The sequence below is a fragment of the Nocardia sp. NBC_01730 genome, from assembly GCF_035920445.1.
Taxonomy (GTDB): domain Bacteria; phylum Actinomycetota; class Actinomycetes; order Mycobacteriales; family Mycobacteriaceae; genus Nocardia.
Window position 1 is genome coordinate 511074 of the sequence record NZ_CP109162.1, and the last position, 12880, is coordinate 523953.

The 12880-nt window shown below is 62.8% G+C and carries 14 protein-coding genes; 6 read left to right on the forward strand and 8 right to left on the reverse strand.

The window, feature by feature from the left end; genetic code table 11:
• Positions 1-591: 591 nt before the first annotated feature.
• On the forward strand, positions 592-1566 hold the full coding sequence (locus OHB12_RS02395; protein WP_327115708.1) for a GlxA family transcriptional regulator: 975 nt from the start codon (positions 592-594) through the stop codon (positions 1564-1566).
• Between the two features lie 355 nt (positions 1567-1921).
• Here OHB12_RS02395 and OHB12_RS02400 read toward each other — a convergent pair whose 3' ends face one another.
• A complete protein-coding gene (locus OHB12_RS02400; RefSeq protein WP_327115709.1) occupies positions 1922-2401 on the reverse strand; it encodes a hypothetical protein in 480 nt (159 codons plus the stop codon).
• 373 nt (positions 2402-2774) lie between these two features.
• On the reverse strand, positions 2775-3680 hold the full coding sequence (locus OHB12_RS02405; protein ID WP_327115711.1) for a TAXI family TRAP transporter solute-binding subunit: 906 nt from the start codon (positions 3678-3680) through the stop codon (positions 2775-2777).
• A gap of 827 nt (positions 3681-4507) precedes the next feature.
• Between OHB12_RS02405 and OHB12_RS02410 the strand changes: the two genes are divergently transcribed.
• Positions 4508-4699, forward strand: coding sequence for a hypothetical protein (locus tag OHB12_RS02410; protein ID WP_327115713.1), 192 nt, complete (start codon positions 4508-4510; stop codon positions 4697-4699).
• Positions 4700-5127: 428 nt separating this feature from the next.
• On the forward strand, positions 5128-7350 hold the full coding sequence (locus tag OHB12_RS02415) for a hypothetical protein (protein WP_327115715.1): 2223 nt from the start codon (positions 5128-5130) through the stop codon (positions 7348-7350).
• Positions 7351-7718: 368 nt separating this feature from the next.
• On the opposite strand, the gene OHB12_RS02420 is transcribed toward OHB12_RS02415, so the two are convergent.
• Positions 7719-8141, reverse strand: a complete 423-nt coding sequence (locus tag OHB12_RS02420) for a winged helix-turn-helix transcriptional regulator (protein WP_327115717.1) — start codon at positions 8139-8141, stop codon at positions 7719-7721.
• Between the two features lie 83 nt (positions 8142-8224).
• On the opposite strand from OHB12_RS02420, the gene OHB12_RS02425 reads away from it, so the two are divergent.
• On the forward strand, positions 8225-9040 hold the full coding sequence (locus OHB12_RS02425) for a hypothetical protein (protein ID WP_327115719.1): 816 nt from the start codon (positions 8225-8227) through the stop codon (positions 9038-9040).
• A 120-nt stretch (positions 9041-9160) separates the two neighbouring features.
• Here OHB12_RS02425 and OHB12_RS02430 read toward each other — a convergent pair whose 3' ends face one another.
• The 5 genes from OHB12_RS02430 to OHB12_RS02450 form a co-directional block, all read right to left on the reverse strand.
• A complete protein-coding gene (locus tag OHB12_RS02430) occupies positions 9161-9544 on the reverse strand; it encodes a type II toxin-antitoxin system VapC family toxin (RefSeq protein ID WP_327115721.1) in 384 nt (127 codons plus the stop codon).
• Positions 9531-9776: a type II toxin-antitoxin system Phd/YefM family antitoxin gene (locus OHB12_RS02435; RefSeq protein WP_327115723.1), complete on the reverse strand. Its 246-nt coding sequence runs from the start codon at positions 9774-9776 to the stop codon at positions 9531-9533. The genes OHB12_RS02430 and OHB12_RS02435 overlap by 14 nt, the downstream gene beginning before the upstream one ends.
• A 143-nt stretch (positions 9777-9919) precedes the next feature.
• Positions 9920-10042 (reverse strand): hypothetical protein, encoded by a 123-nt coding sequence (locus tag OHB12_RS02440; RefSeq protein ID WP_327115725.1) that lies wholly within the window; start codon positions 10040-10042, stop codon positions 9920-9922.
• A 572-nt stretch (positions 10043-10614) separates the two neighbouring features.
• Complete coding sequence (locus OHB12_RS02445; RefSeq protein WP_327115726.1) at positions 10615-10953, reverse strand: hypothetical protein; 339 nt, start codon at positions 10951-10953, stop codon at positions 10615-10617.
• Complete coding sequence (locus OHB12_RS02450) at positions 10953-11330, reverse strand: hypothetical protein (protein ID WP_327115727.1); 378 nt, start codon at positions 11328-11330, stop codon at positions 10953-10955. The genes OHB12_RS02445 and OHB12_RS02450 overlap by 1 nt, the downstream gene beginning before the upstream one ends.
• A gap of 325 nt (positions 11331-11655) precedes the next feature.
• On the opposite strand from OHB12_RS02450, the gene OHB12_RS02455 reads away from it, so the two are divergent.
• Together OHB12_RS02455 and OHB12_RS02460 are read left to right on the forward strand one after the other, a co-directional pair.
• Positions 11656-12546, forward strand: coding sequence for a helix-turn-helix domain-containing protein (locus OHB12_RS02455; RefSeq protein ID WP_327115729.1), 891 nt, complete (start codon positions 11656-11658; stop codon positions 12544-12546).
• Entirely contained in the window at positions 12543-12752 is a 210-nt protein-coding gene (locus OHB12_RS02460; RefSeq protein ID WP_327115731.1) for a DUF397 domain-containing protein, read from the forward strand. The genes OHB12_RS02455 and OHB12_RS02460 overlap by 4 nt, the downstream gene beginning before the upstream one ends.
• Positions 12753-12880 lie beyond the last annotated feature (128 nt).

Genomic DNA, 12880 nt, shown 5'->3' on the forward strand with positions numbered 1-12880 from the left:
CGCTGTCCGGAATGCCCGGGATGCCGCCATACGGAGAGCTTAGGGGAGGAGCTGACCGAGTATCAGTGTCGGAAACGACATGATAGGTGATGGTTCCGACAGCAAGGTCGCGGCGGAGCCTGTCCCTGCCGGGTCCCCGCCGCCCACCGAATGTCACAGGGGCGCGATGAGTTCGATGTTGATACCGGCAGGATCGCGATTCCGAACTCGGCCGTGTTGGTGACCTCACCGTGTGCGGTGTCGGCCCCGTCGAGCCGGACCCACGCCGACCAGCTGGAACGGATCGTGCGCACCTGCGGATCATCAGGGCCGCCCGGCGACCCGGCGCAATCGGGAACCCGGCCACATCCCGGTAGATGGCACAGGGATTCGTTCGGCATCGGGTCACCATCAGCGGATGTGGTCGGTGTCGGCGGGCTTCGCGAATTGGCATGTGAAGTCCGAAGAGAGGCGGTGGAAGTGTCCGACGTCAGTCGTGGTGAGATTCTGGCAATTAAGGAACTCCAGAGCGGACCGTCGCATCAGAAAGCGTAGGCTGAGTCGGTCCGCAAGAGGAGTGTCGGGATCGACACATTCAGTAGGGTGTGCGACATGCAGGTTGCGGTGTTCGTCGTGGACGGGGTCGCCGACTTCGGGTTTGCGGCCCTACGTGAAACGTTCGGCATGGCAAACGCTCTGCGTGTTGAGCTGGCACATGCACCTGCACCGTGGGATGTCCAGATCGTGTCGCTCGGCGAGAGTGTGCGTTCCAGTGACGGGTACGTCGTGCCCACCACACCGCTCGCGAGTATGCCCGAAATGCCCAGCACGATGATCGTGCCGGCGGTGAACGTCCTGGGCGCAGAGCCGCTGATCGACATGGTTTCCTCGTCGGCGAACCGGCAAGCGCTGGACTGGATCACACGTGTACGCTGCGCCGGTGGCTATGTCGCCGCGGCCTGCACGGGGACGTTCTATCTCGCCGAAGCCGGCGTGCTGGATGGCACGGCGGCGACGACGAGCTGGTGGCTCGGTCCGAGCTTCCGTCGCAGATATCCGCGGGTCGATCTCGACGAGAGCCGAACGCTGTGCCGCGGGGATCGGGTCATCACGGCGGGAGCATCGCTGGCGCATGTGGATCTGGCGTTGTCTCTCGTGCATTCCGTGAGTCCCGCGCTGGCGGAACTGGTTGTCCGGTATCTGGCGGTCGGAAACCGGAAGAATCAGGCTGACTTCGCCATTCCGGCGGTGGTCGCGAAGGGGGATTCCCTGACCGCCGCGTTCGAGCGGTGGGCCCGTGAGCGCGTAGCCGAGCAATTCCAGATCTCCCGTGCCGCATGCGAATTGGGTGTGACCGAACGGAGTTTGCAACGCGCGGTCCGGGCCGAACTCGGCATGACTCCTAGGGATTTCGTGAACGACATCCGCCTGGAGTTGGCCGCGCGGTTGCTGCGGACGACCTCGCTGACGGTGGACGCGGTGGCGAATAAGGTCGGCTACGCCGACGCGAACGCTCTGCGTAGTCTGGTACGGAGGCGTCGAGGGATGTCCATCGCCGAGTTTCGAGCTTCGCGGTTTGCGTGGTGACGTAGACGGGTCCGAGCGCATCTGGCGATACGAATCATTGCTGTCGGATATTGTCAGGCCGCCTGTTTTATACCCCTTGGAGCTGGTGCGGCCTTTTTCTCGAAGCTATGAAACGGCTTCGTGAGACGGGAGCCGGCATTTTGTCGCGGTCGTGTCGGTGAGGGCGGTATAGGTGAGCGCTCCAGTGTCGGTGAATCCGCCGGAGGCCGGGTCGTCGATGCTTGTCGAGGTTTCGGTGTTGTCCGATGGATCGGGAATCGTCGGGTGATTCGACACTATCTCCGAGCTCGCGTAGTTCTTCGAGTGCCTGTTCGGCATCGTCTTCCACGGTCTCGAGAGTCTTGTCCAGCAGGTTCTACTCGGTGCCGGCCGAAAACTTTTCACCGTCGGCCGCCGTCTCGGCTTTGTCGAGGGTTGCCTGGAGTGCGTCTACTGCATCCAGAATCGCCTGATGGTGAGCGGCACCGACTTCATCGGCACCGAAAGCGGCGGTGTCGATACTCGCTTCGAGATCCCGCAGAAAATGCTTGATTCCGTAGGTATCATGCGAGGCGTTGTCGGCTCGTTCCTGGGCCGCGCGCCGCTCTACCCAATCCCAATTGTCTTGGTACCAGTCGGTCAGCGATTCGCGGATATGGTCCCCGATGGATTCGACGTCTTCCCCCTCGGGGGTGGGGAGGTCCGGATCGGTCCGGCCGGCGCGAACAATGTCGGTCTCGGTGGTTGGGTAGGGACCCGGTCCTGCGGTATCGCAGGATATCTCGAGGCCGCTGTTCCTGCGGGCGTGGCCGGGCCGTCGCCTGGCCCTGCTGACGAAATCGCTTTCGCTGATCATGGGCACTTTCAGATAGTGGTGATCGCCACGAGCCGGTCGGACGGCTGTCATGGGACAGTCAGCGGGTGATCCGATCATGCCGTCGGGTATGACATTCGGCTCTCACCGTCTTCTGGTTTGATTGCCTCACGCTATCGATCGGCTTGTGGCTCATATGTGATCGCTCGGCGGTCGCTGAACATGCGGAAAGCATGGCAGGAGGTTTCTACCGACCGCAATTAGCGGCCGCATATTTGACTATGCTTTGAGGTTGCGGGGGTATCGCGGACGAGTCGTATTTCCTGCGGCCGCATGCGGCCACGTCAGTCGAAATACGACTATGGCGACAAGCCTTTCCCCGATAGCATCCAGGCGCGCTCGGCATGGGTATTGTTCACCCGTGCCAGGCGCGGTAGACATCGACCGATGCGGGGTGTATCGGGATAGCGTCGGTTCCGACCAGCCACCGTCGATTCAGGAACTGAAATCCCACGGTGCGCGTCGGTGCCAGTCCGTCGGCGCGCTGCAACAGCAGTTCAGTGATCGCGCTCACTGCGGAATGCGCTAGATCGGGTTTGGCGAGAAGCAGGTTGGGGACGCCGACTGTGCTTACGGCGGGACTGCCCGGATAGGAATCCGCGGGGATCGTCACCCGGTGGTAGTCGAATTCGAACCGTTCTCGCATAACCGTGACCAATCCGCCGAGGTCGATCAACCGCAGACGCCGCGGGATGTCGGGACCCGGCGTCGGCACACCGGCGCCCCACATGATCGCGTCCACTTCACCGGCATACAGCGCCGACACCGCGTCGGACAGCTGTCGATGGCTGACCTGCAGGTCCGCCGTGGGGTCCAGGCCCGCCGCCCGCACCACCCGTTCGGCGCTGATCTCCGCACCCGACCCGAGCGCCCCGAGGTCCACTCGTGCGCCGCGCAGGTCTTCGACCCGGTGAATCGGGCTCTCGGCGGGCACAGCCAAGTGGAGATAGCATTCGTGCAGTCGTCCGATGGCCAGTGCGCGTGTGCGCGACTCGCGCGCCGAATCCGACAGTGCGAGAGCGGCATCGATCTCGCCGCGGCCAAGCAGATCGAGGTTCGTGCACGATCCCGCCGTGATGACCGGATCTATCCGCACGGTGCCCGCTTCGGCGGCCGCATCGGCGAGGAGGCGGGCGAACGTGTGGGACAGCCCGCCGACCCGCCCAGAGCCGAGCCGTACCGTGACCGCGTCATCGCCGATGGAACAAGCAGACACGGTCGACAGCGCGGCGAGCGCAAGGAATCCGCGGCGGCCGATCACTGTCCGACCACGGTGCCGGGAGTGATCGCACTGTGCGTCGCGAACGCTGTCACGCCTCGTCGCTCCGTCGACCATCTCGGCTCTGCCGGACGTCGCCGTGGGCGTAACCCTCCAATGATCGACATCAACTCAACTACTCCGTCATAGCTATCAAGTGGACCTATGCCCAGCTCGACGCCGGATCGGGGCGCAGGCTCTGGTTTATGGAGCCGGGGCTCTCGGCGCCGGGCCGCGGTGGGCAACCCGAAAACATTACACGCCAGCGGCCTTAACGAAGTCTTAAGAATATATTGGGAAACGATCCAGGGCGGAATACCCTCACCCGACACAGCCCTTGGAGTCACCCTCTTCCGAGGGGTGGATATCAAGCAGGAGTAAATCCAGCACGCTGAAGATGGCATCACATGGCTTTACCGGTTACTTTTGCTTGCGCCGGGTAGTGCAAGGGGGCGGATGACAGTGAACGACCGCCATAGCCGAAAATTGCAATATCTGACGTCCTGGATGCCCAACCGGAAGGAATCTGCCATTGAAGCCGATTTTTACGTTCCCTTGAGTCTGTCTTTGCTTGGGGGTGGGGACGTCTGGTGGAGTTCGTGAAACGATAATCGTGAACATCGATTGTGCCACGTACCGCACCTCTTCTTATTCGAAGATTCGGGGAGTATGGGCTCGTCGGTGGAAGTCTAGAATGGCGGATGGGGATAACCGCAATGTCCGAGGTGTGTAAGAAGTGAACAATCTAACGGACTGCGAAGGTCGAGACGGCGCAGCAGAATTCGACGAAACTCCCGATATTGTGTTCCGCCTCCTTGGTGGAAGGTCAGGTGGAGGAAGCCGACGTCACGACTGCCATCGAGCAGGAGTCGGGCGGTGGCGAGGTTGCCGATGCCGCGGCGGAATCCGGCCCGGTGTCCGGTGTCGATGAGGCGGTGGACGACCTTTTCCGGCGCGTTGTCGAAGAATTGAGCCTGCGGTGTCGACGCGCTGCCCGGAATGCCCGGGATGCCGCCAGGTGACCGGGCTCCACCGCGGAGTCGACCCCGTCGGGGAAGCCGGCGTGGATGTGGCTGAAATGGCCACATACCGTCTTACTCGGGCCGCGAGTGAACTCGGTGTGACCACTACCTCGGACGCAAAGAATTGACCAGGAGATCCCACAGCTGGCGAAGGTATCAAAGTCATGAACTGGACTACTGAAGACCGAGATGGTCAGAGGGTCGGTGTTCCGCGCGGTCGGCTCGGCGATGGATCCGGCTCAGGGGTCGAAAGTATCTCGATGTCGAGCACCGGTGGAATTCGTTGCCTCCAGACAGAATCGATCAATAGGCGAATAATCGGCACGGCATTCGAGTTATGGGATCCGGCGCGGTGGCGACCGCGGGTTTTGGTGCAGCGGCTTCGGTGTTGGGTCGACGCTACTCGCCGACGGCGGAGGATTGTGTGGTTGCTGGGGATCACTTGTGCGCTGTCCGTCTTCCCGGGCGTTGTCGGCGCGGTGGCTGTAGCGCAGACGCACAGCGGTATGGCGGCTGGTCGGTCGAGCATCGGCATGCTCAGCTGGATGAATATCCGGGACTCGTCCGGGGTTCGGTTGACCGATTATGTGTTCGCGACCGGTCACGGGAGCGTGTTGAATCCGTTGGAGACGATCGTTTCGTTGATCCTGGGTTTGGAGTTCATCGGCTATATGGTCATCGTGACCTCTGCGGTGTGGTTGATCGGTTTCGCGATCAGCTTTCAGTGGCTGGATTCGTTCGGTCGAGCGTTGACCGGTGTCGCGGACAACCTGACCGGGCAGATCGCGACACCCATGGTGCTGATCGTCGCGGCGGGGATCGGTGCGTTCTTCGTCGCCTGGTTCGTGGTGCGTGGGTTTGTCGCCAAGGCCACGATGCAGGTGGTGACGATGCTGGGGGTTGCCGTGCTCGGGCCGATCGTGCTGGCGGAGCCGTTGGCTGATGTCTTGTCCTCGCACGGTCTGCTCGCGCAGGGCCGCAACCTGGGTATCGCGGTGGCGGCGGGGCTCAACGGTCACGCGAGCCCGAATCCGAACCAATTGGTCGCCACCATGCAGGGGGATCTGGCCGACAACTTCGCACGCCGCCCGGTGCAGGTGTGGAACTTCGGTCACGTCGTCGATCAGTCCCCGCGGTGCGCTGCGGCGTGGTCGGCGGGCGTGCAGTCGGGTGACGATGCCCGGGTCTTGAACGGCATGCGGACCTGTGGCGACTCGGCGGCGTATGCCATGGCGGATAATCCGAGTTTAGGGCAGGTCGGCTCCGGACTGGTGCTGTTGCTGTGTGGGACGATCCTGCTGGTGTTCGGGGTGTATCTCGGAAACAAGATCATGTGGGCTGCGCTGGACTCGATCTATCACGCGTTCATGGCGATCTTCGGTTTCGCGGCAGGCGGGTTCATCTACGGTCCGACACAGACGTTTTTGGTTCGCAATGTCGTGGATGCTTTCGTCGCGGCGGGAAGGATGGCGGCTTATACGGTCTTTCTCGGTGTCTACGTGTTGTTTCTGGGCAACTTGTTCCGGCAGGCCGGAGGGCAGGTCGGGGTGGTACTTGTCCTGGGCGCCATGGTTGAGATCGTCGCCATCCTGCAGCTGAGGCGCCTCAGCGCGAGCATCGGCCGTGGCAACAATTGGGTCGCCAACCGGTTTGCTCTCGCGATACAGGGTGCGGGTGGTTCTGGTGGGGGCGGCGGTGGCACCGCTTTGGGTATGGGCAACATGGGGGCAGGCCACAGTCTGCCGGGGGCCGGTCTCATGGCCGGAATGGCCGCCATCAACACCGTCGGCGCCAACCCGATCACCGCGCTGCTCTTCCGCAGGCGGTCACCGTGGGACCTCGACTCGAAACTGAGGCATCGCGTCGACATGTTGACTCTCAAAGCAAACGAGAAGATCCTCGGGAAGGGCTGGTCGGTCAACGCAATGCGGGTCCGGGAGGGGTATATCGAAGCCGCCAGATCCGCTGCCAAGGAATACGGCTTCACCCATCGCGGCGCCGCCGCGGCTGTGGACCGTGTCATCAATCGTGGCGGATCCCTGGGTGACGTCGTCACTTCTATGGTGGACGCCGGGTTCAAGGATAAAGACATGATGGTCGGTGCGATGAGGGCCTACAACTACCGGGAGCAGTTCGGTCCGAGTGTATGGGATGGTGACGCGTACATCGGTGAGGCCGCGGCCTCGATGTCGATCCTCAAATTGGGTCAAACACCGACGAACATGGCTCTCTTCCAGCACACCGCGCACAGGTTGGCAAACCGGCGCTATATCGACCATGTACCGTCGTCCGCCCTCACTCAGGCCGAACGGGACTATCTCGACGACTACTTCGAAAACCCCACAAGGGACAAGATCAGAGGCATCGAAGCCCTCGCCAGTGGGAGCACGATTACTCGAGATCCCCGCACAGGGGCTCTTAAACAGTCGAACGACGATTACCCGCTGCCGGAAAAGTTCGAGGGCTGGAGTCAGGAACGTGGCCTGCTGATGAACAGGTTCATCATGCCTCATCTCAGTCAGAGATACCTGGCCGCCGCCAACAAGGGCGACCTCCACGAAGCTTCGGAAATATTGCAGATCATGGCGCATTCCGAATACTGGACAGGCAACGTCAAGTTGACCCCCTCGAAGGCGATTCCACGGTTCTAGTAGTACCTTGTCAGGTTTGTTACCGGCGGGGTGCCGGAGCCGCCGCCGCGGTCGAGGCGCGCTGGGCCAAGTGCGCCGCTCCCCACGACGAACGGCATCGCGCGAAATGGGAGATGGTGCTCGAGGCGATCGACGAGCTCATCTCGTGGGCGGGATGCCGCCGCCGGCTACGGCAAAACCGCCGAGTTCCCAACCGGACTCACACGACGAGACCTGCCGTATGTGGTGGCCATTCCCGCGACCATCACCGCCTACCACCGCCGACATCTTCTTCGCAACCCCGGCGTGGTCCGGACGTGGGCCACTTCTGTTGCGGGACATGACGTTGTCGACGGCGGACAGCACCTGACGGACCTTGGCAGGTACTGTCACCGCATTTCGTTGTCGGGGTACTTCTCGTCGTAGGCGCGACGGGCATGCGCGATGACGTCCCGATGTCCCAGCGACCAGTCAGCAAGCGCCTTGACGAGATGAGTGAGGCTGGCTCCGGTCTCGGTCAGTCGGTAGTCGACCTGGGCGGGCACGGTTGGATAGACAGTCCGAAGCACAAGGCCATCTCGTTCGAGCCGACGGACTGTGAGCGTAAGCATGCGTTGAGAGATGCCGTCGATTGCTCGATGTAGCTCACTGAAGCGGCGCAGGCCGTTCGCGAGCTCGACGATGACGAGCACCGACCACTTGTCCCCGACACGGTCGAGGACGTCGCGGATGCCGCAGTCGGGATGGTCCGGCTGCCCGCACGGGTTCAGCTCGGCCACGCCGGTGGTTACAGCGGTGTGCGTGGCTGACATCAAACTGCCTCCTTGTGAGCAAGCCTGGGGTGAATCAAGATCCATCGTAGTTACTGAAAAGAACCACGAAGGACTGTGAACTCATGATTTTGGTGACCGGGGCCAACGGACATCTCGCCTCCCTGACACTGGCTGAGCTACGGGCGCGCGGGGTAGAGGCCGTAGGAGGAAGTCGTATTCCGGGAGATGGCGTACGACGTCTGGATTTCGACGATCCGGCCGGTCTCGATCTGCACGGTATTTCCACCCTCGTGCTGGTCTCGGCGGGGTACGCCGAGGACGATCAGGTGATCGCCCGCCATGGCGCGGTCCTGGACGCCGCAGTCCAGGACGGCGTCACCCACGTCGTCTACACCAGCCTGACCACTGCGGGTGATCACCTGGGCTTCGCCCTTGCCCACCGCGCGACCGAGCAGCATGTCAAGAACAGCGGATTGGGGTGGACACTGCTGCGCAACGGTCTGTACGCCGAATTGTTCGGTGCGTTGCTGATGTGGTCTCCCGACGGCGTGGAGTCGGCATTCGGCACTGGCGCATTGTCGGCGGTGGCACGCGAGGATCTCGCCGCCGCGGCAGCGATCGTCGCAACCGCACCTGCAGCACACACAGGCAAGATCTACGACCTGGTCGGCGACCCGATCACGGCTGACGACGTCGCCGATCGGCTCGGCGTCGCCCACCACACGATCGGTTTGGGCGAGTACCGCGCTCGCTTGCTCGCCTCCGATGAACTGCTGCCGTTCCAGCCACCTATGCTCGCCTCGATCGCAACCAGCGTCCGCCACGGCTTCCTGAGCAACATCAGCCCCGACCTACACAATCTGCTCGGACGCCCCCTCATCGACCCGCTCATGGTTGCCGCAGACAGCGCAGCCGCCGCGCGTCCTGGCCTTGCCTGAAACTCGGCATGGCTCACGCGCACACGCCGCTTTCCTATGTCCGGCAACGGATCCGGCGGCGAAGGCGGTCTCCCGACTGGTCCACCACCCAGCGGCCGCCAGGTCGGCGACGCGATCGGACTACTGGGTGGAGTCGACGATGAAGTTCCGTCCGAGTCCCAGCAAGACGCTGTCCGCGGTCAGTAAGCTCAGGCGTTCACACAACGCCTGAGCTGTGATCAAACGATCGAACGGGTCGTGCCGTACCAATTCGGGGAATTCACGCAAGCCCTCCGCGTGCTGTCCGGTGACATCCAGAATTCCGAGCCCCTGGTCACTCATCGTGTCGGTGAGGTTCGTCGGCACCGACAATTTACCCAGCATGGACTTGATCGTTAGTTCCCAGATTGTCGCCACCGAAACATAGACCTCGGTTGCGGACGTGATCGCCTTGCGGGCAGCCACACCCAATCGGGGATTGTCATCGAGCACCCAGAGTGCGGTCTGACTGTCAAGCAGAAGCATCGGCGTCATCTCCGTAGAACATGCGCTGCATGTCCGGATCGACGTCGAATGCATTGTCGTCGTACCGCAGCTGCCCCTTCAGGCCGCCGATCGTTACCGGAGCCGCCTGATGAGGCACCAGGTCAGCGATCGGCTTCCCAGCTTTGGAGATCACGATGCGCTCCCCCTTTTCGACCCGCTCCAAAAGCCTGGACAGATGCGTTTTCGCCTCATGGATGTTCACCGCAGTCATGCGGATACCATATCAGACTTAGTCTAGTCTAGTCTGTCGCCGCAACCGCGGATGTCCGTTCGCCTCGTCCCATCGCTCGGTAATGGGAACGACAGGGCACCAGCTTGCCGCGATCCCCCGGCCCTCGAAGTGCTGCTGGAGTATCAGGCCGTCCGGGCGACCAGGTCGCGCAACATTTCCGCGGCGGCGATGGGGTCGACGTCGGCGAAGGTGCATGCGGTGCCGTCTTGGTGACCCCAGGTACGGGCGTCCAATCGTGTGCCCATGATTCATCACTGGTTTCTGGAACATATTTGATGCTTGTGACGCGGTCGCTCATGGCTTCTTGCTTCCTATACCTGCATCGCTCTCAATCAACTGAAAATAGGACGGATGCTGGTTACGGACGAGGCGGTATCCGGGACGTTCGGTGGGCGGCTGGAGGAGACGAGCCTGCGCCGCAATCGAATCCGGTTCCTGTGCCGGCGGTGGGTGCCTTTCGTTCTGGTTCACCAGGGTTTCCCCAGAGTCGGTGTCGTCGTGCGGAATCGGGGTGAATGCGTCCGGCCGCGACCAGCGCCGCGAACGCGACGCGCTTGCGGGCGCAGTCGTGGTCGCGGTGCAATTGCATTGCGATATGGGCATCGGCGAGGGTGAACGGCTGGCGGGGTGGGTCGCAGGTCCATGCCTTCGGCCATTCGACCGGGCGCGACTGGCAGCGGCTGACGGGTCGATTCGCCGGGACGTGACGTCGGGGCTGGTTGATCGGCCACACGCAAGCCGCTCCGGCCACGGTGCACGCGCCGCCTCCGACGACCGCGAGAACGCTGTGCACGATCTGCCACGCGTCCATGGCCGTTCAGCTCTCGCCGCCGCTGCCCGAGTGGGTCGGCGGTAGTGCCAGTTGCGCGAGCCCGTCGATGACCTGCTGGAACGTCTGGGGTTCGGGTGTGCCATCGGGTGCGGCGCGGTCGGTGGCGTCGGCCGGGTAGTCGAGACCGCGCAGGTGGGCACGTTCGCGCGGGCTCAACTCCTGCGGCGCGATCCGGCCGTGATATACGAGGGTGTAGTAGGCGACCCACTTCCACGCGCACCGGTCGACCCGGCATGCCCGGTGCGTGCGCATCTGCTGGTGCGCCAGCTCGACCTCGGCGAAGCCGCAGATGATGGGCGGGGTGACGATCGTGTCGCCGCTCATCACGCGGCCCCCGCGTCGACATCGGGCCCGGGCTGGGCCGAGCGGGTCCACGTGCCTTGTGGGCACACGGTTTCCAGGTCGAAACCCTTGTCGCAAACCGACGAGGGCTGGCTGTCCACGTGCCCGAGGTCGAAGACAACGATCACTTCGACGCCGAACTCGGCCGCCATGCCGAGCAGGTAACCGATCGGGTCATCGGTGTCGGCCGGTGGCCGCACGGTGTACACGTACCGGTAGCCGAGCCTGCGGGCGTGTCGTTGCACGTCGCCGGCGTGGCGGAGCGCATGCGGACCGGACACGTCATTGCGGACGAACTTAAGAGCTTTCGGCTTGCCGTCCGCCGAGGGCGGTGCGGCGATGGCTTGCGTGTGTGTCATGGTTCCCCCGAACCTGGTCGATGTACTGGCTTGTGGGGGCGTTTGGGGAACCGGCAACAACGATCACCATATCTCGCGAGGATGATTCTCGAACCGCGATGCACAGCGGAAGTTGTTGTAGCTCCCGCCTGTCGGAGGTGGCTCCAACCTGCGATGTCCCCTGAACGCCGTGCCTCAGCACAGCACGAGTACGTGGACGAGAGCCGGAATTCGGTCCGTCCGAATCTTTTTGGTCCAAGCTGCCAGGATTCGGTCCGCATCCGGCGTACAGTCTGATCCGCGTTCGGTGCCATTTCGTTCCGCTTTTGCAGAGGATGCAGACAACATGACCAGCGACGATGAACCATCGACCCTGCCGAGGCGGCAACTGGGGCGTTTCCTGCGCGAGGTCCGCGAAGGCAGCGGACTATCCCTCGACCGAGCCGCTCAGCTCGTGGAGCTCAGCAAGACCGCTCTGCAACGAATCGAGACCGGGGGTGTGAAGAAGTTCCGTATCCGCGACATACAGGCGCTATGTGAGCTGTATGAGGTCAAACCCGACGACACCGACCGTGCGGTCGAACTCGCCAAGCAAGCGCGGGTTACCTCGTGGTACAAGGCGTTCGGCGGGCTGTACAGCGATGCGACGTTCAACATGTACGTGGAGCTGGCGGCTTCGGCGCGCCACCTGATCGCGTACCACGAGATCGTTCTCGGCCTGCTGCAGACCGCCGACTACGCGCGAGCAGTGATCAGTGCGTTCTATCGCGACAACAGCCCGGAAGACATCGAACGTCGGGTCGAGCTGCGACTGAAGCGGCAAGCGATCGTGACCCGCAAGGCCGACCCGGTGAAACTCCAACTGCTACTCCATGAGTCGGCGCTTCATCGCATAATCGGCGGTCCCCGTGTGATGGCGTCGCAGATGCGGCACCTGGCCGAGATCAGCAAGCTACCGAACATTTCACTGCGCATTCATCCGTTCGCGGACGGATGCGCGTCAGGACTGTTGCACGGTCCATTCGAGATCCTCGACTTCGGCACCGATGCCAAAGGCCGGCTGGTCGAGCCCTCTCAGGTCTATCTCGAAGGGGCAGGGAGGCCGGACCTGTACTTGGAACACGCCGATGGCGTGCGGCGCTACCATGACATTGCTTCGGCCGTACGGAGTGCGGCCCTGGATGAGACGCAAACGCGAGACGTGCTCAGGCGGGCAGCAAGGAGTTATGCAGCGTGAATACTGACCTATCTGTGGTGACGTGGTTCAAGAGCAGCTACAGCAGCGGCCAGACCGCCTGTGTCGAGGTGGCGTGGCTCAAGGGGAACAGGGTTGGTGTCCGTGATTCGAAGAACCCGACCGGTCCGGCGCTGATTTTCACGCCGGGTGAATGGGATGCCTTCACGGCCGGTGTCATTGACGGTGAGTTCCGCCGCCCCGCCTGAGCCATTCAGTACCAAGAACCCTAGCGGCCCGTCCCGGCGAGTCGTGTCGGGACGGGGCCGCCTGCCGTCTCCAAGATTGGTAGTTCGAGTGGCTCGTCCTTGCCGTAGCTTTGATCAGTGGCCGAGGC

What these genes read in the sequence shown, in the direction of transcription:
- OHB12_RS02395 (WP_327115708.1), top strand. Translation starts at nt 592, where the DNA reads ATGCAGGTTGCGGTGTTCGTCGTGGACGGGGTCGCCGACTTCGGGTTT.
- OHB12_RS02400 (WP_327115709.1), bottom strand. Translation starts at nt 2,401, where the DNA reads ATGATCAGCGAAAGCGATTTCGTCAGCAGGGCCAGGCGACGGCCCGGC.
- OHB12_RS02420 (WP_327115717.1), bottom strand. Translation starts at nt 8,141, where the DNA reads ATGTCAGCCACGCACACCGCTGTAACCACCGGCGTGGCCGAGCTGAAC.
- OHB12_RS02425 (WP_327115719.1), top strand. Translation starts at nt 8,225, where the DNA reads ATGATTTTGGTGACCGGGGCCAACGGACATCTCGCCTCCCTGACACTG.
- OHB12_RS02430 (WP_327115721.1), bottom strand. Translation starts at nt 9,544, where the DNA reads ATGCTTCTGCTTGACAGTCAGACCGCACTCTGGGTGCTCGATGACAAT.
- OHB12_RS02435 (WP_327115723.1), bottom strand. Translation starts at nt 9,776, where the DNA reads ATGACTGCGGTGAACATCCATGAGGCGAAAACGCATCTGTCCAGGCTT.
- OHB12_RS02440 (WP_327115725.1), bottom strand. Translation starts at nt 10,042, where the DNA reads ATGGGCACACGATTGGACGCCCGTACCTGGGGTCACCAAGACGGCACC.
- OHB12_RS02445 (WP_327115726.1), bottom strand. Translation starts at nt 10,953, where the DNA reads ATGAGCGGCGACACGATCGTCACCCCGCCCATCATCTGCGGCTTCGCC.
- OHB12_RS02450 (WP_327115727.1), bottom strand. Translation starts at nt 11,330, where the DNA reads ATGACACACACGCAAGCCATCGCCGCACCGCCCTCGGCGGACGGCAAG.
- OHB12_RS02455 (WP_327115729.1), top strand. Translation starts at nt 11,656, where the DNA reads ATGACCAGCGACGATGAACCATCGACCCTGCCGAGGCGGCAACTGGGG.